Source organism: Paenibacillus qinlingensis (assembly GCF_031455095.1).
Classification (GTDB): domain Bacteria; phylum Bacillota; class Bacilli; order Paenibacillales; family NBRC-103111; genus Paenibacillus_E; species Paenibacillus_E qinlingensis_A.
On sequence record NZ_JAVDSB010000020.1, the window covers coordinates 66,178 to 90,535 of the forward strand.

A 24,358-nucleotide genomic window follows, 5' to 3' on the forward strand; every position below is an offset into this window, starting at 1 on the left:
CTTAAAATAACAAAAGAATACCTATGGCTACGGTATCTTACATGAAGATAGACATAGCCACCGCGACAGCATCTTCCAGCACTTTGCGATCCGTAGCCGTTTTGGCCAAGACCAACAAACCATTTCTTGTGCTTAAGAGAAATCGAGCCAGCTCACGAATCCCATGTTTGCTCTTGAGTGCCCCTTTTTGTTGGGCGCGAATCAAGAAATGATAGAACGACGTTTCCATATCGATCATGTAAGCTTCCACACGCAGCGATATGACTGGGTCGCTATTCCCTATATTCATCGCCGTGTTAGCCACAAAGCATCCGCGGCGTTGCTTCTCATCCTCAAGTGATAAATCAATCAACTTCGTAAAGAAGCGCTGCAATACTTCCTTAGGCTCCCCCTCTTCTTCAAGGATGTGGAACGTACGTTCCTTCGCCACCATCCGGGAATGGTCTAAGCACGTTAAGAATAATTTCTGCTTATCCCCGAACGTATCATACAAACTTCCGCGGTGAACACCGGTATGCTCGACTAAGTCTTGAATCGAAGTTCTTTCGTATCCTTTTTCCCAGAACAGCTCCAGCGCTTTATCTAACGCTGCTTCCTGATCAAACTCTTTGGGTCTAGCCATGGATGATAACCCCCTTCCCCTGCTATCATACATGTTTAAGAATGTTCAGTAAAGAATGATTGTATAGGTAACAACAGCCTTTACTACTAAAATAAAGCTCCTGAGGAATAAAATCTCAGAAGCTTTTATTTGTTGGCTCTTCGTCAACCGTTGGCGAGCTTCATGACACAATCAAAATCATGCTTCAGACGCTCGAAGCCGGATTCTGGTGTATGGCACTCCAACGTCACCCAGTTGTTGTAACCTGTTTCTCGCAACGCCTGAAACAGCGGTTCATGATCGACTTCACCCTCGCCTAGCCGACATGGGGAGAACGTCTCAACTCCCCTCTGGGTTCTGTTCGTGAAGCTGCCTGGTGCACTGCTGTCTGAGGTTCTGCGTTCATCTTTGATATGCACATGCTTCAAGTGCCTGCCCAGCTTCTTGACCGATTCAAAGCCGTATTCGGTACCTGCAATGTACATGTTTCCGGCATCATGGATGAAACCCATCCGTTCACTGTTCACAAGTCGACTAAGCTTCAATGCGTCATCTGCCGTCTCGACGAGGGTTTCGTTATGCAGCTCAACCAGCACATCCACGTTATAAGCCTTCGCTTCTTCCGCACAGCACCCCAACCAATATGCAGCCTTTGAATAATGATAATCCTGCGCTAGAAAAGCGTTCGGCCCTCCCGCCAACACGCGTATCATGGAGGCCTCTAGTTGGCCGGCCGCCTCCAGCAACCGACGAAAGTCGTCGAAAGTCGCTGCAGCTTCTTGATCGCTTGCCGACGAAAACCTGCCTGTATACGTAGCTAAGACAGGAATGGCAAGCTGCAGATCTTCAGATAATGCGTGCAATTCCTTAAGCTGGGTTCTGCTTGTCATTGGAGAGAGATGATGTTCGCGGGCAGCAATCTCGATTCCGTCAAAGCCCAATTGCTTTGTGAGTCGCATCGCCTCCTGTATACTGTAGTCGATCAACACGCCGCTGAACGCTGCGAATTTCATGAACATGACTCCTTCCAAATTAGAGGATACTTATTTTTAACCCAAGTTGCACTTTGATGTCGTTCAATTGGCTTCATTTTATCAATTTCCAACCTGCCGTAGTTGACTTTTCTATTGAAGAAATTTTACATTTCTTTCGTTATGAGAAGCCTAAACACAAAGAACCCCGAAATTATGAAAAACATAATCTCAGGGTGGAATAAATCGACCGAACGTCGGATACAATATTCCTGCACTTTTATCTTTAATGAATCGATCTATTCAACCATCAGCGTGGCTGTAGTCCATAAAATGCAGCTTCAACCAGTTGTTTTACAAACGTATCTTGCAATGGTTCGCCTGTGACCAGCAGACGATAAAAAAGAGGACCATAAATCAAGTCCACACAGATCACTAAATCAATCCCCTGTCTCAACTGCCCTCGTTCTATCCCCTTATGCAATATCGCAAGCGCCTCTGCTCTACGAGGGAGGATGTAACGGGTCCGGCAAGCTTCCATTAAGACAGGATCAACTTGACCCTCGCCGATTATCGCAGCAATCATATGTCCTTCTTGGCTAACCATGAATCTACATAGGTTCGTAGTGTGGGTCAACACGTCTTCGAACACGTCACCTGAATCTGGGACTGGCAGCCTCTCTGTTGCCGCGTCCAAGAAACCATCCATTACCACAGCTGCTTTATTGGGCCACCATTTATAAATAGTCGCTTTGCTGACTCCCGCACGTTCCGCAATCTTCTCGACTGTGACACCTTTGAATCCATATATCAGAAGAAGCTCATAGGAAGCAACCAGGATGGACTTTTGCGTGCTCGGATCTCGCGGTCTTCCTCTTTTGGATGACATGATTGCCCTCTCCTTCGTCCAGGAAATATCTATAACTTAGTATAATAAGATTCTAGAACTTGATAAAGATTAAAATCCCCTATTTACAAAACGATACGTTCAGTATATATTATTCCCATCTCAATTAATAGACGTACCGTTCAGTAATTAGGAATTTTACTTACTATGTGAAAGGATGATGACAATGAATCAACCTAATGTTCATGATAAGAAAAGCCTCTCAACCGGCATGATGTTTCTTTTAGCCGCAGCATGCGGACTTATTGTTGCCAACCTCTATTATTCGCAAACGCTAGTAGGCCCGATCAGTTCAGACTTGGGTCTTCCTTCAGGAAGCGCAGGCCTTATTGTCACTATTACACAAATTGGATATGTCGCTGGCTTACTATTCATCGTGCCTCTTAGCGATATGTTAGAGAATCGCCGTCTTATCGTTACGCTAATTGCTTTTATAGTTCTTGCCCTGTCTGTGGCTGCTTTTTCTCGAGGGAGTTTTCTGTTCATGACCGCATCTCTCATGATTGGGCTAGGCGCTGTCGTCGCGCAGATTCTAGTGCCCTTCGCGGCTTATCTATCGACCGAGGAACAGCGTGGCCGCGTGGTTGGCAATGTGATGAGCGGGCTTCTGCTCGGCATCATGTTAGCACGTCCCGTTGCAAGCTTAGTTGCCGGCGTGTGGGGATGGCAAACGATTTTTGCCATATCGGCTGGACTCATGGTGTTATTGGCGCTTTTACTGAGAAGTCGGTTGCCTGTTCGGCAGCCAAGGCAAGGTCTGACCTATGGACGATTAGTTGCCTCCCTGCTCCAATTATTCAAACAAACCCCTATTCTCCGACGTCGTGCCTTCTATCAGGCTTGTCTATTCGGCGCCTTTAGCTTATTCTGGACGACTGTGCCCTTACGATTAGCAGACCAATACGGAATGTCTCAACAAGGCATTGCCCTGTTTGCCTTAGTCGGTGTTGCTGGAGCCATTGCAGCGCCAATTGCAGGAAGGTTGGCTGATCGAAACTGGGGCCGCGCCATTACGCTCAGCGCCATAACTATTGCTCTTATCTCCTTCATACTCCTAGCACTTGTTCACAACAAATCCAATGTTTCACTTGTATTGCTTTTCATTGCGGCGATTACATTAGATATGGCTGTTTCCGGCAATCTCGTTGTCGGACAACGGGCGATCTATTCATTAGGAAATGAAACGAAAGGGCGGCTCAATGGCCTTTTCATGGCTATCTTCTTTATTGGGGGAGCCGTAGGATCATTCGTAGGCGGCCTAACCTATGCGCATGGGGGATGGGTGCTAACAGCTTGGATTGGTGCTTTACTTCCATTCCTTGCCCTCTTATATTTCCTTACTGAATCCAGAGCTAAAGCTTAAAGTACCTGGCACACTCAACTACAAAAAAGGCATATCGACTGCATGAATAGCAGTTAAATATGCCTTTTTTCATACTAACGTTCCATCCGTTTCTTGAACTCGGCAGGCGTCAATCCGAATTGCTCCTTAAAAACTTGAGAAAAGTGAACACTATTATCATAGCCTACGGCATTGGCAATCTCGTAAACTTTTTTATCGGTTCCGAGCAGCATTTCCCTTGCCTTGCCCATGCGAATTTGAATCAAATAACTCCATACGGTGGTACCGGTTTCTTGTTTGAAGATTTGCGCAAAGTGATTTCGGCTGATGGCTACCTGATCCGCAATTTCTTGCAGGTTCAGCTTTTCCGCATAATGCTTGCCCACGAAATCCTTTACTTCCTCAACAGCACGACGTGTTGGATGGTCCTTCATCGCCTTCGATACCGCAAATATGCGATAAGCCCCTTCCTCCAAGCGCCTCACCGCACATAAACGAAAATAACTGCGTACCTTCTCCTGCGGAATCGTTTTTTCCCACAGCCCAAGATCCTTACCCTCATGCAACTCAATTCGGACTTTTTCCTTCTTGAGCTCCTCAACGATCATTTCGAGCCATGCCATCGATAAGGGATTCAGCAAATAGAATCGTTCACCAGCCAAGCTCTCGAGCATATCGAGCGTGTCGACGACGAGCAGGGGCAACGTCTCAAACTGAACGGTCTGCATCTGATTAATCCAGCGACGTACCATGCTTTGATGATGTGGTAGAGACCGCATGAGCTGAATGCTCGCTTCTGCCCTCCTACGGGAGGATACTTCTTGGGCTGCTCTCGCTAGTGCGCCATCTAACTGCTGCTGATCGACCGGCTTAATAATATAATCAAGAGCACCCAGCCGCATGCTGGATTTGGCAAAATCAAACTCATCATAGCTGGACACAACTAACGTAGTCATCCAAGGATAACGTTCGTTCACTCTCCCGATCAATTCCAGCCCGCCCATAATGGGCATCTTCATATCGGTCAAACATATATCCGCATAATGAGCATCAAGCCACTTCAGCGCAATTGCACCGTTTGCCGCTGTTCCAGCGACGACCGTCTCTTCGCTATACTGCTCCACTTTACTAGAGAGACTTTCTCGAATTAGCGGTTCATCATCGACAATAAGCACACGCAGCATAAAGGTTATCGCTCCTTCTCGATGTTCTTTTTGAAAGGTACTCGTACAGTTACTTTCACTCCGCCTAGACGGCTATCTGAATCGATGTCAACACCGATCCCGTTCATTTGGTAGAAGGCGAGAATCCGATAATGGACATTCAGCAGACCGACGTTCGTTAAGGTCGTATATTCTTCTTGATTGCGCATGGGTTCGCGCAGACGTGATCGGAATGCCTCCAGCCGCTCTGGATCATACGCATTCCCGTTATCCTCGAAAACGACACAGACCAGATCCCCCTCCCGATGGACGGTCACCTCTAGTCGAGTGGGCTCCCCGGTTGTTTCAATCCCATGCTTGATCGCATTTTCGGCAATCGGCTGCAGCACGACCTTGAGACATAGAGCATCCCGACAGTCATCAGGTAAATTAATATGAAAGCTTACCCCTTCACCATAACGAATCTGACTAATATTCATGTAGTGAATCACATGGGATATTTCATCCTCAACTCTCACATAGGTATCTCTGAAATTAGACGTATAACGGAGCATGCGTGATAGTGAAATGGAAGCTCTTTCGATTCGATCGTGTCCGGCCAAATGGGCCATCGAATTAATAGATTCTAACGCATTGTATAAGAAATGAGAATGGATCTGTGATTGCATCGCTGAGAAGGCAGCCCGCTGCTGCATGAGCTTCGTATCGGTCAGCTGTTGGATCGAAGAATCTAGTTCCTCGAGCATTCGGTTAAAGGAATGGCTAAGATCCGATACTTCATCCTCGCCTTTAATATGAAGGCGACTTTTGAAATTGCCGAACTGGGCCTGCTTCATATTCGAGCGAAGACTAGACAGACGGCGGGTGACAGACGTAGCGACAAGAGTCACAAATATAATCCCCATGATCATTCCGAGCGAGGCGACCACAATCGTTACATTGCGAACGCGATTAATGCTATTCGTAATATCATCCAACGATAAGATGACGACGGTCTTCCAACCTGTATAAGGTATCGTATCGAACACAATCAGCTGGTTCGTTTCCTTCCGAATGAAGCTGCCGCTATCTGAGGTTAAATGTGCAATGATGTCAGATTCCAACACGCTTCCGATCTTGTCTGCGGACTGGTGCACGAGAATCGTTCCATCCGGTTTAGCAATCAGGCTGCTCCCTTGTTTGCCTAGCTGCATTTGACTCAGAATCGATTGAGCGGGCTCCAAGGTAATGTCCATTTTGAGGATGCCCTTCGATAAAGGCCTCCCGAACTGACCTGCCATGGTCAGTACAAATTGCTGCTTCGGATTTTTGTTAACTTCCAAGTAATTCGTACTCGGCCCCACCCGATGCTGAACCTTCTCCCAGCTTCTGACTTCACTCAACCAGCCTTCATCCAGGAGCGAGTAATCTTTAGATAACCCCACTGACAAGGCGTAATGGAATTCCCCGCCTTTATCCGACCGCATCGATACGGACAAAATTTCAGGATGACGTAAAAGCAAATAGTGTAAAAAATTATTTTCTAAAGAATGATAGCCTGAAATAAGCTCAAACTGATCCTTCGGATCGATCTGAAGCCACTTAATAAATTCGTCACTCGTACCCAGCACTAGAAAGCCTCGCTCATATTCCATGTATTGTCGGTCCAAGTTCAGATTGGCCTGTCGCAGTATTTGCTCACTCGAATGAATCGCATCTTGTCGAATCGTTCTAGACGTATCGAAATAACTGAAAAATCCAATCATCGCTACAACCGATACTAGTATCGTGATTAATAGGCTAATCAGCTTCCATTTCAAGGACGTTTTTATTTTCTTGAACATAGAAGCCTCCCCTGCTCTATATCTTCGCATGTAGCGTAAAAAGCACAATCCTCGCCTAGTACAAGACTTGGCGAGGTTATACTTTCTAGTTTTAAACCTTATTTCTTCCTGTTTTTATTGTACCAGTCCGTACGTTCCTTGACCATCTGGTCTCCACCTTGCTTGCGCCAAGTTTTGACGAATTCGTCGAAGGAATCAATCGGCTCTTTGCCCAATAGAATCTTACTGGTCGCTTCAAGGTACATCGTGGCGATGTTGTAGCTTTCCTTCGCAGGCGGCATACCAACAGATTCGCTAGGGTAGCCTTCCTTGGAGGCTATCTCACGCGCTGTTTTCAGTTTACCGTAGGCAACTGGATTATTCAGCTTCGCTTCTTCGACAGCTTCATTGGTATCATGCAGCTTGAACATAATGTTAAACGGAGCCAGCTTCTCGATTTTGGCGGCGTCTACAACGATTTTGCCGTTCTCCTTCTTATACGAGTCGCCCTCTTGACCCAAATCTGTCAGCATTTGCCCTTCATCACTCATAAGCCAATCGAAATATTTAATAATAGCTTCTGGATTTTTTGTGTTTTTCATCACGATATAGGTTTTGCCAACTGGGCTCCAACGCGTTCCGAGTGGACCTGTATACCCTGTACCGCGCGGAGTAGGAATCGCAATAACATTCGGCTTCTCATTAGGAAGCGCCTTATCGAGGTCTGACTGCCACTGCCAAGCTAGGCCAATGGAATGTGTCCACATGCCAACGACACCGGATCTAATTTTCTGCTCCCAAATCGCTCTGGAGTTCGTCAAGAACTCGGAATCCATCACTTTTTCATCGACCATCGATTTAATATAAGAGATCGCCGGCTTCATATTCGGATGAATGTTTTGGAGGATGACTTCATTATTGTAGAGCACTTCTGTCCACTGTTGGTTCACGCCCCACATACCGAACAAATTCTCGCCCCAGGTTAATTTCTCGCGCATGGAGTACGGAATCTCATCCTTCTTCCCATTCCCATTCGGATCTTTATCCCGGAAAGCTTTCAGAACCGTCATCAATTCATCCGAAGTTTTCGGGACTTGCAATCCTAACTTATCGAGCCAGTCTTTACGCACATATGTCACAGCGCCCGAAAAAGCGATCGGTTGAGGAATAGCCAAAATTTTACCGTTAACCGATACCGCATCCCATGAGGCTTGCGGAATATTTTTCTTCAGATTCGGTCCGTATTTATCAATTAATGCGTTTAGCTCCAGCACTTTCCCGGATGCAACTAAATCACTGTCGGGCCCAGACCAAGACTGGTAGACATCTGGGAAATCACCAGAGGCAAATTTAAGCGTAAGCTGATCAGCGTACTGTGCATGCGGTAAAGTGACGATGTCCAGATCGGTGTTCGTTTTCTTTTCCAAATATAGAACATTCGAATCATCAGCTGCGACAGGTGGTTGCGAGTTGTCGGATGTGAACAGGCGAATTTTCGTTGGAACAGATGGTGTAGGCGCTGCAGATGCGGATGCACTTGCTGGTACGCTCGTGCTTGTACTTGATGGGCTTGGCTTTTCATTACTACAACCTACGACGAGCAGTGAACCCGAAGCTAACAGTATTGCGGTTTGCTTGATCCCTTTTCTCATATAAACCCTTCTCTCAAATAATTTATATCAAAGAATGGTTACTCTTTGATTGAGCCGATAAGCGCACCTTTGATGAAGTGCTTTTGGATGAATGGATAAACCAAGAGTATGGGTACAGTTGCTACGAGTATGGTTGCCATTTGCAAGCCTTGTGGGGAGAGGACGACATTCGATTCAGCAGCAGCAGCGAGCTCCTCGTTCATATTGAACTGTGAAATCAAGTAATACATGTACAACTGCAGTGGTCTAAGCTCGTACGTATTAACATACAGCAGGGCGGAGTAATAATTGTTCCAATGGCCAACGGCGTAGAATAGAATCAGCGTCACCATGATCGGTTTCGACAACGGCACAGCTATTTTCCAAAGGATAGAGAATTCCTTCATGCCATCAATGCGAGCCGATTCGAACAATTCCTCGGGGAGAGATCGAAAGAAGGTCAGGCAGATAAACATATTGAATGCGGCGAGCGCGCCCGGAATGATTAGCGCCCATACGCTGTTTAATAGGTGTAAGCTTTTCACAACTAAGTAAGTAGGAATCATCGGGGCTTGAAAAATCATGGTGAAAACGATCAGCATCAGGATCAAATTTTTACCCTTCAATCCATGCTTCGATAACGGATAAGCGGTGATTAACGTCATGAACATGTTGAGCGTTGTACCGACAATGACGACGAAGACCGTAATGCCGAATGATCGCCAAAATACCGAGTTCTCAAAGACAACTTGATAATTATTCAGGTTAAAACCTTTCGGCCATAAAGTGACTTCGCCTTGTATGATCGCCTGTGGTGAGCTGAGCGAGCTTGCTACGATATAGAGAAAAGGCAGCAATACGGCAGCGCAGGCTATCAGCAGGATGGTGTAGTTAAATGTATCAAAAACTTTTTCTCCGATAGTAGTACGGTAACGCATCTTGTTGAACCTCCTCTGCTAGAATAGCCGCTCCCCCGTCGTACTTCGGCTGATCCGATTCGCAATGATCAATAACCCAAAGCCAACGACCGATTTAAACAATCCGATTGCCGTTGTAAAGCTATACTTCGTCTTCATAATCCCTTCGCGATAGGCATACGTATCGATGACATCCCCAACATCGTAGGTTATCGGATTAAGGAAGACGTAAATTTGCTCAAAGCCGAGATCTAGAATGTGTCCGATCTTCAGGAGCAGCAAGAGCATGATGGTCGGCAACATGCCAGGCAGCGTAATGTGCAGGAGCTGCTTCCACCGGCCCGCGCCGTCAATACGTGCTGCTTCATAGAGTGCGGGGCTAATTCCCGCAATAGCGGCTAGAAAAACGATGGCGCTCCAGCCCATTTCCTTCCATATGCCTGATCCAACGACGATGAAGCGGAACCAGCTGGTTTCTTGCAGGAAGAAAATCGGTTCATAGCCGAAGGCTTTTACCACATGATTGACTAGCCCGATCTGAGGAGAGAGAAGCATATAGCCGAAGCCGGCAATAATGACCCAAGATAGAAAGTGGGGCACGTAGACAATGGTCTGAATTGTGCGACGCAGCGCCATCCTGCCAATTTCATTCAAGAGAATCGCGAGTATAATCGGTGCTGGGAAGGCGAATATCAATTGATAAAAGCTGATCGCCACCGTGTTCCATAGCAAACGCCGGAAATGGATAAACTCGAAAAACTGTTGAAACCACTTAAAACCTACCCATTCGCTTTGGAAGAAGCCGCCATACACGTTATAGTCCTGAAATGCGATCACACTTCCCAAAAGAGGTACGTACTTAAAGACTAAGAAATAAAAGAGTCCCGGAATCAACATAACGTATAAGGGCCAAAACCGTTTCATGTATCGATAGCTGGCAAACTTGGCTTTGGGATTCGATTTGAGTTGTGTTTCTGAAACACCTTTATTGGTTGAAACTGAGTGAATGACGTTCACCTCCTCGTCTAAGCTGCATTTTTACTTTATACCCTTATTGTAAATGAAGCGTTTCCATTGGGGAATGAGGGCATCCACCGAAAAGCATAGGAATCGTCTGCTCTTCATTCTTTCTCCCTATGAGCTAAGTAGCAGAACCCGAATATCTTGAGCCGCTAATTCGATCGGACCACTAACGGCCTGATTCGTCCAAACGTCGCGATAGCCGGAGCTAAGTGGTACGGACACTTCAGAGAAGGAGTGGTTAATAATAAAGAGCAATTCACGCCCACCTGCTCCCGCTTCTTTTCGAATAACAGCCTCCACACCATCTGGCAAATGAGCGAAATCTGTCTTAACCCTTGTCTCTTCTACAAGCTGATCCAGCAGTCGATACAATCCGTCCTGGTCAGGCGCCGTTCCAATATATACAGCGCAGCCCTTGCCATGCGCTCTTCTAGTGGCTGCAGGGGTATCACGATAATAACCATCCGTGTAAACCGCTATTGGCTGCGCAGCCGAATCAAGATCCAGTATGTCAATGACTTCATACCATTTCTTCGCAGCACTTACTTCACCACTTTTCAAATCTCGCATGCCGATCTGCTGACTAGCTTCGATGATCCCATAGTCTTCAATGCCGATGCCAAGTAAATCTCGAAATGCGCCTGGTAAACGCTTTTGTGTAATCTGGTTGCTCATTTCCTTCGCACCTGAGCGGAAATCCATGATCAAACAGCCGCCCTCTTCCACGTAACGGTACAGCGATTGGACCGTTTCGTCCTTAGCCATCATTAGATTAGGGGCGACAAGCAGCTCGTAATGCCCAAAGCTAGCTTCAGGTGATACGATATCCACCGTAATGCCGCGATCGTAGAAGTAGTTATAGTACGTCTCGAAATGCTTGATGTATTCATACCCTTCCATATGAGGCTGCAGCTCTAAGGACCACTCATTGTCAAAGCAGCGAATCATGGCAACTTTAGCCTGCGGGGAAGTACCTGCGAGCAGCGGTGCTAATTGCTCCAGCTCCTGCCCGATCTGCTTTACCTCTTCGAACTTCCGCCCAGGCTCGCCATGATGCTGCAAAATGCCATGCCATAGATTTTCGATGGAATACGGAAGCGTTCGAAAGCGGAAATACATGATCGCATCCGCACCGTGGGCGATGGATTGATACGTCCATCTACGAATCTCACCCGGCACGGGTGTCGGATACAACACGACCGCTCCTGGCGAACCGCTTTGGTGCTCTGTTATCCAAAAGTTCTGTCCACCTTTGAACCCTCTCGTTATATCAAGCTGCTCCGCCATGTAGGAAGGACGAGCCTTGGGATCCGATTTCATATTCGGGTACACATCCAGCGCGCACAAATCTAGTTCTTTGTTGAGGTCATAGTGGTCAAGTTGATTGAACTTGCCCATCGTGTTCGTTGTAATAAGATGACTAGGCGCGTACTTCCGGAGAATTTGGAGTTGCAGCCGCTGGTAATCGACAATAGAATCTGAAGCAAAGCGGCGGTAATCAATCGCCAGACCTGGGCTGTGGTGCGGATGCACGGAATAGGTCGGCAGATGCAGTTCGTCCCAAGAGCGATACATTTGGCTGGAGAAAACCGTCCCCCATGCTTCATTGACCGCATCAATCGTATCATATTTTTGCTGCAGCCAAACTTTGAAAGCCTGAAGGCAATGATCACAGTAGCAGCGTGCCGTATCGCATACGCCGAATTCATTATCGATCTGCCAGCCGAGCACATCCGTTAACGCGCCATAGTGCTGGGCCATCTGTGTCACAATGCGCTCTGTACAACGGTGAAAATCCGGATGGTTCATGCAATAATGCTTTCTTGTCCCGAAGCCTCTAACTTGCCCGTTCAAATCTCGCTGATACGCATCATATCGATCCATCAGCCACTTCGGTGGACCAGCCGTAGGCGTGCCGAGTACAAATTTTATCCCATATTGGCGCATGACATTCATCGCACGGTCAAGCCACGAGAAATCGAACTCCCCTTCAGACGGCTCCAATTTACCCCAAGCAAACTCAGCCAGCCGAATGACGTTAAACCTCGCCTCATACATGAGCTTAGCGTCTTTTTCCCAACGCTCCTCCGGCCAATGCTCCGGATAATAACACGCACCAAAATACATATTGTTTCCTCCTACTCTTAGTTGATTACTACTGAATATCGAACAGGCTTCGAATGGTTAGTAATTCCCGATTTACCGAAAAGAAGCGAGAAAACTCATAATCATGTCTTAATAGCTCCAAGGTCGGATCCACGTTGTCTCGATAATAAGGATCTTCAATCGCCCCATTATCCAAAAGAGTACGCAGCACTGATCCAGGGATTGCAGCCGCGTATGATTGTTCCATTGCGTCCGTGGAACATTTCCGCATGTTCCAAGTACCGTTTAAATCAAAGATCTGCATGTTTGGTTACACTCCTCGCTGAAATTAACATAAGCATTTAGTTCGATTTTGCACAATTAAATCCACCTTATGCTTCCTCATTGGGCGAATAGTCAGGTTTTGCTCAACTAATTTGCCCTTTTCAACTCTCGCACCTGAAAGATGGGCAAATAGTTCGTCAGAAACGGACTAAACGTGATATTTCGCTCGGAATCTCCGATTTAGTACGGCGAAACCGGACTAAATGAGATAACCAGCTACGCCGTCCACCAAGAGAACCTTATAAAGTCTTATATTTCAAAAAAGGGAGCGTCATGAAATTGACGCTCTCTCTTGGAAACTTATTTAACTTCTCGCGCATCATTATCCGGAAGGCTAGGGAACGGGGCATGCGGCTCCGCTTGATACCAGAACACCGTCGATGCAATGTCGCTTTGCTGTGGCAGATACCGACGGTCCGCACGCCAGCCGAGATCTTGAATCGTCACTTTCAGATCGTTTTCGAAGCGAATTGGATCCAAAACATGCCAACGATACATCCCAAATCGCTGCTGACTCCGATATAAGCCATCCGGCTTGATCGCTTGATGCATGCCCAGATATGCCGTCGAATACGTTCCGTAAGAACCGGCCGGCTGCTCCCAGTTCCATGCACCGCCGAAATAATCTTCCGTCCCGGTTCCACAGATCGTTGGAAATTCTTTGTCTCCGTCCATGTAGAACTTGATTTCTCCTTCTCCCCACCATCCACAGTTGTTGACCTGCCAAGCTAGGTAGGTGCCCACAAAATGGCCCTTTCCTTGGATGCCATCAATAAGCGTGTGTACGTCCTTGTAGGCCACTGGATGGCTTCGGCGCCATTGTGCATGGAAATATGCCGAATCATCAGGCACGTCCGTCAGCGTGTAATCGATCTGGTAATACAAGACAGCATTGTTGTCGTTCTTGTTTTCCATCGTGATCCTGGCGCTCTTACGGAAAGGCATTAGCCAATAGCTATTAAAGCCGCCTGCCGGATTAACGGCGATCGGAATGGAGTTGACGTTCGCCCGCTCCTGCCAGCCGTTGCAGAAGAAGTCACACACGGGCACTTCGACCGAAGGGTGCTCCTCATCATCCCAGTAAAACCGGAAAATCAGGTTTCGCCATCCATTGGGATGACTGGTAAGCCAAATATGCTGAATCGCGCCAGGACCTTGGATTTCTCCCATCGTGAATTCCACACCTGGTTCGATTTCCACAGAAGGGGAAACCTTCCAACCGATGCCGAGATCGCGCGCGCCAGCGGCTCCAGTCCCTTCCGTCGCCATAGCTCCTTGACCTTTGGCGCCCGTGAAGTTCTCGGGGCTAATCGATCTTGTCACCGCGTTCGATAGGCGTGACAAATTGCCCAATCCCATATCCAATCCGTTAAATGAATTCATGTTGTCTTCCAGCTCCTTATATATGATCTATTTCCACTTCAAAATAGCAACGTCATACGATTCCAGCTCGATCCGTTCCGCAAACGAACTTCCCGTGATGAGATCGACGCAAGATCTGCCTTTCAAATCAATCACGACGGGGTGTTCGAGGTGATTGAGCACAAATTGAAAAGATTTTCCGTTATCCTCGCGAACTGAAGTCTCCACGCCAGAAGGCACCAGGATATCCGGGAGCAAATCCAACCTCTCGGCAAGATGGCGAATCAGCTTATCCGCGAGCTTCTGCTCCGGAAACATGCCAACATAAAGCGCGCTGCCCTTCCCGTAAGCGTTCTCAGTGACCGCAGGATATCCTTCGTAATAATCCGCGGTAAACACGCCGAGTGCTTTTGCTCCCTCCAACCGGATGATATCGGCCCACAAGCTGCACGAATAGTCTCCCGAGCAATCGGGGTCCACCATTTGGAGACTTGACGTTTGCTCCGGTGTGAACGGATCGAACTCTTCCACGTGGATACCCAGAAGTTTGCGAAGAGGAGCCGGATATCCGCCGAGATGAATGCGGTCGTTCCGGTCAACCATACCGCTCCAGAAGGTCGTCAGCAACGTCCCGCCGCTCTCGACGAAGCGCTCCAACCGATCTGCTGTTGCAGCATCGATCATATAGAGCGTCGGTGCAAGCACCAGGTCGTATCCGCTCAGATCCGAGTGCGGCTGCACGATGTCTACGGCAACGTTCAATTCGTGCAGCGCCGTATAATATTTCATGACCTGTTCACGGTAGCGAATGTCGGCGCTCGGTTTGCCCGCCATCTCCACCGCCCACCAGTTCTCATAGTCGAACAGAATTGCCGTTCGGGCCTTGATTCGGGAGCCGACGACCGCTTCCAGACGTTGGAGTTCTTCCCCCAGCTGCCTCACCTCGCGGTAAACGCGGCTGTTGACATCGCCGGAATGGGGAACCAGCGCGCCATGGAATTTTTCTGCTCCTGCTTTTGACTGCCTCCATTGAAAAAACAGAATGCCATCGCCGCCTCGGGCAATGGACTGATAGCTCCACAGACGCATCTGCCCCGGTTTTTTCTGGGCGTTGTTCCGCCTCCAGTTCACTTGGGTCGTCACCTGTTCCATCAGCAAGTACGGCTGGCTATCCTTCATGCTGCGCAGCATGTCGAAATCCATCGCTTGGCTAACAGGAATACCCAGTCTCGGATCGGGATACGTATCCAAGCCTACGACGTCCATATGCTTGGCCCACTCGTAGTAGTTCAACCATTTGAACTCCATCATAAAGCTGGCGAGAATCGGCACGTCTGGCGTCACTTCTCGGAGTATCCTGTATTCATTCAAATACAGCTCTAGTAGGCAATCGTTCATGTAACGACTGAAGTCCAGCTCCTGACCAGGATTGCAGAAGGCGATAGGCGTCGTGCTAGGCGGCCCGATCTCCTCCCAATCGGAATACTTCTGGCTCCAGAACGCTGTTCCCCACTGATCGTTCAATTCATCTAACGTTCCGTAACGTCGTTGCAGCCACTCGCGAAAACCCGTGATTGCATCCGGCGTGTAGTCTTTTTGCAAATGACCGCCGTGTTCATTATTGATATGCCACATGAACAGCGCCGGGTGGTTCTTGTACCGTTCGGCAATCTTGCGTACAAGCTCAGCGCAGTACTGTCTGAACACCTTACTAGCCGGACTGTAATGCTGCCTCGAACCATGACGGTACGGATGACCGTTGACATCCACGTTCATGGTCTCGGGATATCGATGGGTCAACCAGGCTGGAGGTGATGCCGTCGCTGTAGCCAAATGCACGGCGATTCCGTTCTCTGCGAGCAAATCCATGATCCGGTCCAGCCATCCAAACTCAAATCGGTGTTCTTCTGGCTGAATCGACGCCCAAGCAAAAATGCCGAGGCGTACGATGTTAACCCCTGCTTCTTTCATCAACTTCATATCTTCGAGCCATACTTCTTCTGGCCATTGTTCGGGATAATAATCCGCGCCGTACAAAATTTGCCCCATCTTCTCTCTTCTCCACGTCATCGGTAAAGCTCCTCCCAGTCAATCGTTCAGTCATTAGGCTTGTTCATTATCTCAACATTCAAACTATACGCTTCCATCATAACAAGTTGCTCAGTACCCACCAATATGGGGATCGAACGATTTGCATTGTTATGGTCAGGTTATCCCCTCGCATTACATAAAAAAACACCCACCACCTCATAAGGTAGTGAATGTTGAACAGTAAAAATCGCTCTTGCCACATTGGTGAGGTGGATATATAATTACGCTAATTCAACTAGGTTGAATATCAAGATATTATGTTTAACGATCGGAGAGTGTGCGATGAATTTTTCACCCGTGCAATATAACTTCGAATTTGAGAAAAAACTGCGCATTTGTTTTATCGGGGCAGGTGGACACTCGTTCCGGAACATTTACCCTACGCTGCAATATGCGCCGGTAGATCTAGTCGCCATATGTGACACGAATGGGGATCGGGCAATGGCTTATGCACGTCAGTTCGGTGCGAATGCGACTTACACCGATTATAAGCTGATGTTCGCAAAGGAGAAACCGGACGCCGTCTTTATCGTTACAAGCTATACGCCAGATGGGCGTGTGCAAGCAACCGATATTGCAATGGACGCTTTGCGTGCAGGCATTCACGTGTGGATGGAAAAACCTACAGCCACTAGCAGTGACGAGGTGCATCAGCTGATTCAAGCAAGCAGGGATAGTGGATATTTCGTGATGACCGGACTAAAGAAACAGTTTTTCCCAGGCGTAGAGAAAGTAAAACAGATCATTAGCTCTCCTGAATTTGGTACACCGACATCGATCTCCATCAAATATCCGCAATCGATGCCGCCTTTTTCCCAGCGAGCTGACCTCAACAACGTAACAAGTTTTCTGGATCACATCTACCATCCCGGTTCTATTCTTCATTATTTAATGGGCAAAATCGGCACAATATCGTATCAGTGGGAGCCTGTAAATGGCAGCTCAGTAACTAATCTGCGCTTCTTATCTGGTGCAATCGGCACGTTGCATATGGCTCCTGGCATTGCTCGCAGCTCTCCGCTCGAACGGCTTGAGGTCTTCGGCCAAGGAGCCAACGTGGTTCTGGAGAATGGCGTAAAATTAACCTATTATCGCAAAACGAAAAGCGCTAGACCGTATGGAAGAACCGCTTCCTACCTGGTTGAGGACGATGAGGCACCGCTTTATTGGGAGCCTGAATTTTCATTAGGGCAATTATATAACAAGAACATATTCATGCTTGGTTACGTTCCGGAAGTGCTCCATTTTTGTGAAAGCATTCTATCTGGACAGCCGCCTCAAAAAGGAACATTGGAGGATTCCCTGGAAATTGCGAAGCTATTTGAAGCTTATCGGACAACACCGGAGGACACTCTGGCAACAATTAATGAATCTTGACTCAGAATGCTGGAGAATTCACAGAAAAAAACGAAGCACATTATTTCGTATGTGCTTCGTTTTTTTTATTCCGGTGTCCACCTTTACTCTGGTTCATGTTAAACCAAGACCATAACAATGCAAATCGTTCGATCTCCATATAGGTAGATAGTGGGCAACTTGTTATGATGTAAGCGCATACGAGTAAAAATCTTTCCATTTTAGAGGTCAAAGAGAATGGAGGTGTATTCCAAAGCAAGTAAGAAGGAGGTGCTCACTCTCTTTTTGATAAAGATTCGTTTTACCACGCGTACGTATCGGTAAAGCTGAAAAAGGATCACCTTGTCTCTAAAGTAGCCAATGGAAAACTTATATGGAGGATTGCTTAATGAGAAAATTCGCAAGAGTTCCATCCCTTATTCTCTCAATTTTTATCCTGCTTACCTCTTTCTCTTCAAACGTTTTAGCTGCTCAACCACCAACAGGTAGTCCGTCTAATTTCCTGGAGAAAGCAGTGAAGAGAACCTTCACACAAACGGAACCGGGGCTGACTAATCTTCCATACAGACTATATGTTCCGGAGGGAGCTGCGAGCATGGGACCTCTTCCCGTCGTTCTGTTCCTGCACGGAACCGGAGAATCTGGCACGGATAACGAAAAACAAGTCAATTCGAATGCTGACATCCTGTATCGACTGACCGACACCTATTATCAAGACCACCCCGCTATCATTATAGCGCCGCAGTCTCCTACTGTCGGCACCGCTGGATGGGGAAATGAACAGATGACCAAATCCCTGTGGGCCCTTGTCAATAGCGTACAGCAGGAATTTAACACGGATCTGAGCAGGCTGTATGTGATGGGTCTGTCTATGGGAGGTTGGGGAACTTGGGGGCTGCTTGAGCACTATGCCGATAAAATAGCTGCTGCAGCAACATTCTCGGGCTGGAGCAATGATCCCAAGACTCAAGCTTCCCTTAATAAAGACATACCCGTTTGGATATTCCACGGAGACGCTGACACCACAATCGTTCCAGCCCACTCGAGAAACGTGTTCAACGAGTTGAAAGCAGTCGGAAACACGAAAGTCAAGTACACCGAATTCCCTGGTGTCGGGCATAGCAGCTGGGTTAACGCCTATACGTATACGGATCCGAACGATGGTAACACAAACTTAGTCGATTGGTTGTTCGCACAGACCAAACCGACATACAATATTACCACGACTACGTCGTCGGTTTATGGCACAGTTACGGCAAATACTTACAGCAGTATCGCCGGGGAAACAATTGGGCTCACGGTTACACCTGCAAGCGGTTACAAGTTGACACTCAACTCACTTAAGGTGGGCGGTGGGGCTATTGAGCTGAAGTCTATTGGCAACAATGTTTTCACGTTTGTGATGCCTGCCGAGGATGTTACTGTCGCTGCTTCGTTCGAGTCCGCCAGTGCTTCAGTCCCGTACAATGTGAACGTGGCTGGTCCGTCTGCAAACGGCAGTGTCGCATCGGACAAGGCCACGGCCCAGACTGACGACACAGTTACCCTATCCGTCTACTCGGCAACGAACTATAAGCTTAAAACACTCACAGTCTCACCGAACGGATTTGGCATGAAGGTTGCGTTAACACCTGCTGGCAGCAACCAATTTACATTTAAAATGCCCGCTGGAAATGTCAACATTACGGCTGAGTTTGAGATCATCTATCAAGTCCTCTATGCTGAAACCTTTGACGCCAGTACTAGTGTTGGTGGAGGTGCGTGGGCCGGTGACACAGCCGCCATTGTCGCACGTCCAGGGGGAACTGCAGGCGACAAAGTCGTTGAAATTACTCAGGGCACAGGCAAAAACTTATATCAATTACCTGAGCTTTCCTACCAGTCGGGTGTCGACTATACCTTTGAATATGACTTCAGGGGTGACAACAGTATCGGTGGAAACAGTTTTTATTTTAACGACAGCCAAATGGTGTTCGATGACAATGGTTCTGCTACGGCAGGCAGTATGAATCTCTATGCATACAACAATTGGACCAAAAGGACTTATACCAAATACGAGTGGCACCATTTTAAATTACAGTTCAAACACGATGGTGTGAAATGGTACTTTAATATCTTCATCGACAACGTCCTTAGAGCTGATGGTGCTGTCTATTCCGTTACCGCACTTGGAAACCAGTCGGTGATGCTGAAGAACGGCAACAAAAGCGTTCCAGGTGGCAAAGCCTATTATGACAACTTCTTCCTCTATCGAGGTCAGAAGGAGCCTGTAACCGGCATTACTGTATCAGGTGCAGGCGGTAAATCCTCTGTCAAAACGGGAAATACACTGCAAATGTCATCTGCCGTTGTGCCAAATGCTGCAACAAATCCATCAGTTACATGGTCTGTTGTCAATGGAACAGGCAACGCAACGATCGATACAAATGGTCTTTTAACTGGAGGTTCTGTAGGTCAAGTAACGGTCAGGGCAACCTCTCAGGATGGATCAGGCGTCGTAGGATCATTGGTTGTTACGATTTCAGGCTTAGAAACATTCATACTACCTACGCCTGCCCAAGGTACCACGACTATGATTTATCTAGATGTTCAAACCTCTTTTCCTCAGGTAAACTGGCAGACCCTTGACCGCCTTTATATTCCAGCAGGGAATTATACACAATTTCAGGTTGGAAATCTGCCGCAAAGAAGTGCGAGTGAGCCGTTGATCATTACAAACTATGGCGGACAAGTAAAAATTGCAGGCACAGGCACTCCTTATGGCGTAAAAATTCGGGGCGGTTCGAATTGGATTTTTACTGGGAAATATGATCCAGTGCTTCGGACAGGAGACGTTAACTATCCTGGTCATTTGAACGGAAATTATACAAACTCTTCAGGCGATTACGGTATTGAAATTAAAAATGGCGCTGGTCATGGAATTGAAGTTATTAATGCTGCAACCCCAATGTACGCTGTTCAAAATAATGTAACGAATTATGAGATTTCATTCATTGAGATTGCTAATACTGGATTTGCAGGAATTGCTCTTAAAACAGATGGTGCGTCTAATATCGTGGATGGCGTCAAAGTTCATGATATGTATATCCATGATGTTGAAGCGGAAGGCATGTATATCGGTTATACTTTGGCAGCTACTGGCCAGAATAAGTTTACGAATCTCGAAGTTTACAACAACAGGGTTTTGCGTACAGGTGCTGAGGGCATACAACTAGTGAATATGGGGAATGGCGTCAATGTTCATCACAATACGGTTGTCATGACCGCGATGGATTGGAAAGATCCTTTTCAAGCGAATCAAGAGGGGAACTTGCAATATTACCAAAGAGACGGCAGCGCTTCCATCCATGACAACATCTTTATCGGCGGCGGCGAAATTATGTTCAACTATAAAACTTACAAAGCTACCACAGATGTGCTTAATTCGAATGACGAAGTGCATGTGTATAATAACTATTTCGCACACGCAAGAAGTTATTTTGGATTTATCGGTGAGGATACCACGAATCAGACTACCAAACTGAGATTTGAAAACAATGTGATAAGAAAGATTTCTTTCAGCTGGAATGAAGAAGTACATCCCACTGCAACAGACCGAAACATCTTATTTTATACCAGCGCCAACACGGCTAATCCGCTTATCTTCAACAATAATACTAGGGATGGCAGTCAGAAATTTATCGATGTGCTTACAGGTAATAATGGTACGACAAGCCACGTTAGTGCTTCTGGAAATACCACTGTCGCCACTATCGCTCCTGTACAATTTAGAGATCCGAATCTCCCAGCTGACTTTGACTGGCTCTTGGTTGAACGTTGGGCGAATGTTTCCGTTGATAAAGCGTGGCCTGGTATTGCTATTAATTTTCAATACGGAGATTATGTCTATCAGAACGGAAAAGATTATGCCTATCAGAACGGAAATTGGTATAAAAACATTCAAGCTGGAACGCATACTGGTAAAAACCCATTAACATCACCAGAAACTTGGCAACTACAAACACCAATGACAGATGATTTCAGGCTTCACTCCTCATCTCCGTATCAGAGCATGGGACTTTTCGCTGGTCAAGAATCTGCGCAAATGAACACATCATTGAGTGGTCCAGTTAGTGTACTGGCCAACCAAGAATTCAAAACAACCTATAGCCTATCGAATGTAGCGAACAGCGTATATGGAAATATTTATGCCCAGCAAGTATCGTTAGCTTTCGATCCGAATTTGGTTGAGTTCGTATCGGCAACTCCGATTAAACCGGGATTATCGCTGGTCACAAATACAGATACACCTGGGCTAGTTAAGCTTGTAGCGGTTTCCCCTGGTGTTGCGATTACGAGTGACGGAGGGGTTGTAGAGCTAACGTGGAAAGCGAAAGCTGTTACAGCTACCCAAAACGCATCAATCTCAGTAACTAAGGCTAAACTTTCAGACGGTCAGGGACGTGAGTCGGATGCGAATTTATCCACATATTCCATTTCCCTTGTCTATGTAGATAAGACCGCATTGCATACGAAGATTAGTCAGGCTCAAGCTGCTTATAACGCTGCTGTTGAAGGAACAGGACTTGGACAATATCCGACAGGAAGCAAAGCAACGCTATTAGCCGCAATTCAGGCAGCGCAGCTAGTCGCAGCAAATGGTCAGGCGACACAAGTAACAACAGACGATGCCCTTACAGCATTGAGCAGCGCACTGCAAACCTTCCAAAGAGCGGTGATAACCTCTATCAAAGGTGATGTTGTAGGAAACGATGGGCTCATCACGATCGGAGATCTTGGCTTAGTTGCGGCAAATTATGGTGCGGAACTAGGTCAAGCGAACTGGAATTTGGTGAAGAACGCAGATATGGATGGCGACAATAAAATCGGGCTATATGATTTGGCGACCCTTGCACGTAAGGTTCTAGAGTAGAACGAATTTGGTAAGTGATTCTCTGTCAGAGGAGGGCCGCATGTGAGGCTCTCTTCTCTGGCATGATCAGAAAGGAAAGATACAATGAGACAGCTTATGAGCAAAATCATGTTCCTTTCATTGGCAATTCTACTGCTGATTCCTGGGGGATGGCTTGTCCAGGCAGCGGAAAGTGCTTCTAGCACGCGGTTTCTACTATCGGTCTCCAGTACCGATGTCAAGGTCGGTGACGTGATCTCTATCGAGATCCAAGGTCGACAACTGACAGATTTATACGCTTATGAAGCGATAGTGGAATTCGATGCGGCTAAGCTGGCCTATAAGAGCGAGTCCAGTCTAAGGCAAGGGATATCGGGCGCGCCTATTCTCAAGAACGGAGAAGTCATTGTCGCGAATACGTTTGTCGGCAATAAACTTGGATCTACAGGGGATACCGCAATTCACCGAGTTACGTTTGAAGCGCGAGCAACCGGTCAGACCGTAGTGAAGCTGAAGTCAGTGTCTATGATGAATTCCACAGTTAACGGTGTTATTACCAAATGGAGTGAAGGATCGCAGATCGCAGTCACCGTGGGCAATGGGGTTAGCGCGCCACCGTCAAATTCAACGCCACCTTCAAGTAACCTCCCTATTATCTCTAAAAATGGTGATTTGACATTGCCTGTGGGTAAGGCAGGCGAGGTTAGTTTGAATGATCAGGTGACGATTACAATCCCAGCGGATGCTTCAGCCAAGGACCTTAAGGTCACGATCGACAAAGTGTTAGATACTCAAAAGTTACTAACAGGTAACGAGGTTTTAGCTAGTCCGATTTTCGAAATCTTGAAGAATTTCTCGGAAAACTTCAGTAAACCCATCACATTAACGTTTGCTTTTGACAAAAACAGCTTAAAAGCTGACCAGAAAGCAGCAGTTTTCTATTTTGACGAAGTGAAAAAAGTTTGGGTGGAAGTCCCTGGCGGTAAGGTAAATGGGAATCAGATCACTGTAGAAGTAAACCATTTTACGAAGTATGCGGTATTTGCTGTAAATCCAAACGCAGTAGTTCCTGAAAAGCCGCTCTTCGATACCATATCGAATCTTAGTGACATTGCGGGGCATTGGGCAGAAATTGATATCCGAGCTACGCTCCAATCAGGCATTGTGCATGGCTATGAGGATGGCACATTTAGGCCGAACCAGTTCGTGTCGCGTGCGGAATTCGTTGTTATGTTAACGAACGCGCTACACCCGAACGCAGGGCCAGAGAAACTGCCGAATTACACAGATGCCGCCGTAATCGGCGATTGGGCGAAACAAGCAATTGCGCTAGCCGCTAAAGGAAACCTCGTGCAAGGCTACGAGGATGGCAGTTTCCGTCCTGCTGAGCAATTAACGCGCGCACAACTGGCTGTTGTGCTGGCAAATGCGCTTGGCGTTGCAGCGGTAGAATCAAGCGGTTCAGCAGTATTCGCTGATGCTTCCGACATTCCTGCTTGGGCTTTGGATGCTGTAGGCATCGTGGCGAAAGCAGGGTTAATGAAAGGGTACGAAGCGAACCGATTCGGCCCGCTTCAAACGGTAACTCGTGCAGAAGCGATTATGGTAATTAACCGATTGTTGCAGATGCAACAGCAAAAATAAATGCTAACAAAATAACCAGAAAGACGCACGCTTCGAGTTCAAGCGTACGTCTTTTTTTAATTATTGGCTAATAGTTCGTTTAACCTGACGATAACCATGCAAATCGTTCGATCTCCATATTGGTAGCTACTGAGCAACTTGTTATGATCAAGGCGAATAGTTCGAAAAGGAATTGGCCTATTGGTACCTTATCGGCTATGAATGAAATCTTGTCATTTCAGAGATCA

16 protein-coding genes are annotated in these 24,358 nt (G+C 47.0%); 4 read left to right on the top strand and 12 right to left on the bottom strand.

Annotation, left to right across the window (positions count from 1 at the left end):
• Window positions 1-37 precede the first annotated feature (37 nt).
• From J2736_RS29990 to J2736_RS30000, 3 genes are all read right to left on the bottom strand, one after another.
• The gene (locus J2736_RS29990) at window positions 38-622 is read right to left on the bottom strand and encodes a TetR/AcrR family transcriptional regulator (protein ID WP_310502256.1); all 585 of its coding nucleotides are present in this window, start codon (window positions 620-622) and stop codon (window positions 38-40) included.
• Window positions 623-765: 143 nt separating this feature from the next.
• A complete protein-coding gene (locus J2736_RS29995; RefSeq protein WP_310502257.1) occupies window positions 766-1,614 on the bottom strand; it encodes a sugar phosphate isomerase/epimerase family protein in 849 nt (282 codons plus the stop codon).
• A 268-nt stretch (window positions 1,615-1,882) separates the two neighbouring features.
• The gene (locus J2736_RS30000) at window positions 1,883-2,461 is read right to left on the bottom strand and encodes a TetR/AcrR family transcriptional regulator (protein ID WP_310502258.1); all 579 of its coding nucleotides are present in this window, start codon (window positions 2,459-2,461) and stop codon (window positions 1,883-1,885) included.
• Window positions 2,462-2,645: 184 nt separating this feature from the next.
• Between J2736_RS30000 and J2736_RS30005 the strand changes: the two genes are divergently transcribed.
• Window positions 2,646-3,842, top strand: a complete 1,197-nt coding sequence (locus tag J2736_RS30005) for an MFS transporter (RefSeq protein ID WP_310502259.1) — start codon at window positions 2,646-2,648, stop codon at window positions 3,840-3,842.
• A 74-nt stretch (window positions 3,843-3,916) separates the two neighbouring features.
• Here J2736_RS30005 and J2736_RS30010 read toward each other — a convergent pair whose 3' ends face one another.
• The 9 genes from J2736_RS30010 to J2736_RS30050 form a co-directional block, all read right to left on the bottom strand.
• Entirely contained in the window at window positions 3,917-5,005 is a 1,089-nt protein-coding gene (locus J2736_RS30010; protein ID WP_310502260.1) for a response regulator transcription factor, read from the bottom strand.
• 5 nt (window positions 5,006-5,010) lie between these two features.
• Entirely contained in the window at window positions 5,011-6,807 is a 1,797-nt protein-coding gene (locus tag J2736_RS30015) for a cache domain-containing sensor histidine kinase (protein ID WP_310502261.1), read from the bottom strand.
• 98 nt (window positions 6,808-6,905) lie between these two features.
• On the bottom strand, window positions 6,906-8,438 hold the full coding sequence (locus J2736_RS30020) for an extracellular solute-binding protein (protein WP_310502262.1): 1,533 nt from the start codon (window positions 8,436-8,438) through the stop codon (window positions 6,906-6,908).
• 38 nt (window positions 8,439-8,476) lie between these two features.
• A complete protein-coding gene (locus J2736_RS30025) occupies window positions 8,477-9,355 on the bottom strand; it encodes a carbohydrate ABC transporter permease (protein WP_310502263.1) in 879 nt (292 codons plus the stop codon).
• Window positions 9,356-9,373: 18 nt separating this feature from the next.
• The gene (locus J2736_RS30030) at window positions 9,374-10,258 is read right to left on the bottom strand and encodes an ABC transporter permease (protein ID WP_310502264.1); all 885 of its coding nucleotides are present in this window, start codon (window positions 10,256-10,258) and stop codon (window positions 9,374-9,376) included.
• A gap of 210 nt (window positions 10,259-10,468) precedes the next feature.
• Window positions 10,469-12,484 (bottom strand): beta-galactosidase, encoded by a 2,016-nt coding sequence (locus J2736_RS30035; protein ID WP_310502265.1) that lies wholly within the window; start codon window positions 12,482-12,484, stop codon window positions 10,469-10,471.
• A gap of 28 nt (window positions 12,485-12,512) precedes the next feature.
• Entirely contained in the window at window positions 12,513-12,767 is a 255-nt protein-coding gene (locus J2736_RS30040; protein ID WP_310502266.1) for a glycosyl hydrolase 2 galactose-binding domain-containing protein, read from the bottom strand.
• 320 nt (window positions 12,768-13,087) lie between these two features.
• Window positions 13,088-14,170, bottom strand: a complete 1,083-nt coding sequence (locus J2736_RS30045) for a glycoside hydrolase family 172 protein (RefSeq protein WP_310502267.1) — start codon at window positions 14,168-14,170, stop codon at window positions 13,088-13,090.
• A gap of 27 nt (window positions 14,171-14,197) precedes the next feature.
• Entirely contained in the window at window positions 14,198-16,219 is a 2,022-nt protein-coding gene (locus J2736_RS30050; protein WP_310502268.1) for a beta-galactosidase, read from the bottom strand.
• Between the two features lie 303 nt (window positions 16,220-16,522).
• On the opposite strand from J2736_RS30050, the gene J2736_RS30055 reads away from it, so the two are divergent.
• From J2736_RS30055 to J2736_RS30065, 3 genes are all read left to right on the top strand, one after another.
• Complete coding sequence (locus J2736_RS30055; RefSeq protein WP_310502269.1) at window positions 16,523-17,617, top strand: Gfo/Idh/MocA family protein; 1,095 nt, start codon at window positions 16,523-16,525, stop codon at window positions 17,615-17,617.
• A 574-nt stretch (window positions 17,618-18,191) separates the two neighbouring features.
• Window positions 18,192-22,508 carry an InlB B-repeat-containing protein gene (locus J2736_RS30060; protein WP_310502270.1) on the top strand — a complete coding sequence of 1,439 codons (4,317 nt, stop codon included), beginning with the start codon at window positions 18,192-18,194 and terminating at the stop codon, window positions 22,506-22,508.
• A 96-nt stretch (window positions 22,509-22,604) separates the two neighbouring features.
• Window positions 22,605-24,131, top strand: a complete 1,527-nt coding sequence (locus J2736_RS30065; RefSeq protein ID WP_310502271.1) for an S-layer homology domain-containing protein — start codon at window positions 22,605-22,607, stop codon at window positions 24,129-24,131.
• Window positions 24,132-24,358: the final 227 nt, after the last annotated feature.

Bases quoted from the DNA above. Each gene is read 5' to 3' on its own strand.
- J2736_RS30010 (WP_310502260.1), bottom strand. From the start codon at position 5,005: ATGCTGCGTGTGCTTATTGTCGATGATGAACCGCTAATTCGAGAAAGT.
- J2736_RS30055 (WP_310502269.1), top strand. From the start codon at position 16,523: ATGAATTTTTCACCCGTGCAATATAACTTCGAATTTGAGAAAAAACTG.
- J2736_RS30040 (WP_310502266.1), bottom strand. From the start codon at position 12,767: ATGCAGATCTTTGATTTAAACGGTACTTGGAACATGCGGAAATGTTCC.
- J2736_RS30025 (WP_310502263.1), bottom strand. From the start codon at position 9,355: ATGCGTTACCGTACTACTATCGGAGAAAAAGTTTTTGATACATTTAAC.
- J2736_RS30020 (WP_310502262.1), bottom strand. From the start codon at position 8,438: ATGAGAAAAGGGATCAAGCAAACCGCAATACTGTTAGCTTCGGGTTCA.
- J2736_RS30065 (WP_310502271.1), top strand. From the start codon at position 22,605: ATGAGCAAAATCATGTTCCTTTCATTGGCAATTCTACTGCTGATTCCT.
- J2736_RS30005 (WP_310502259.1), top strand. From the start codon at position 2,646: ATGAATCAACCTAATGTTCATGATAAGAAAAGCCTCTCAACCGGCATG.
- J2736_RS30015 (WP_310502261.1), bottom strand. From the start codon at position 6,807: ATGTTCAAGAAAATAAAAACGTCCTTGAAATGGAAGCTGATTAGCCTA.
- J2736_RS30035 (WP_310502265.1), bottom strand. From the start codon at position 12,484: ATGTATTTTGGTGCGTGTTATTATCCGGAGCATTGGCCGGAGGAGCGT.
- J2736_RS30000 (WP_310502258.1), bottom strand. From the start codon at position 2,461: ATGTCATCCAAAAGAGGAAGACCGCGAGATCCGAGCACGCAAAAGTCC.
- J2736_RS30060 (WP_310502270.1), top strand. From the start codon at position 18,192: ATGGGACCTCTTCCCGTCGTTCTGTTCCTGCACGGAACCGGAGAATCT.
- J2736_RS30045 (WP_310502267.1), bottom strand. From the start codon at position 14,170: ATGAATTCATTTAACGGATTGGATATGGGATTGGGCAATTTGTCACGC.
- J2736_RS30050 (WP_310502268.1), bottom strand. From the start codon at position 16,219: ATGACGTGGAGAAGAGAGAAGATGGGGCAAATTTTGTACGGCGCGGAT.
- J2736_RS30030 (WP_310502264.1), bottom strand. From the start codon at position 10,258: ATGAAACGGTTTTGGCCCTTATACGTTATGTTGATTCCGGGACTCTTT.
- J2736_RS29990 (WP_310502256.1), bottom strand. From the start codon at position 622: ATGGCTAGACCCAAAGAGTTTGATCAGGAAGCAGCGTTAGATAAAGCG.
- J2736_RS29995 (WP_310502257.1), bottom strand. From the start codon at position 1,614: ATGAAATTCGCAGCGTTCAGCGGCGTGTTGATCGACTACAGTATACAG.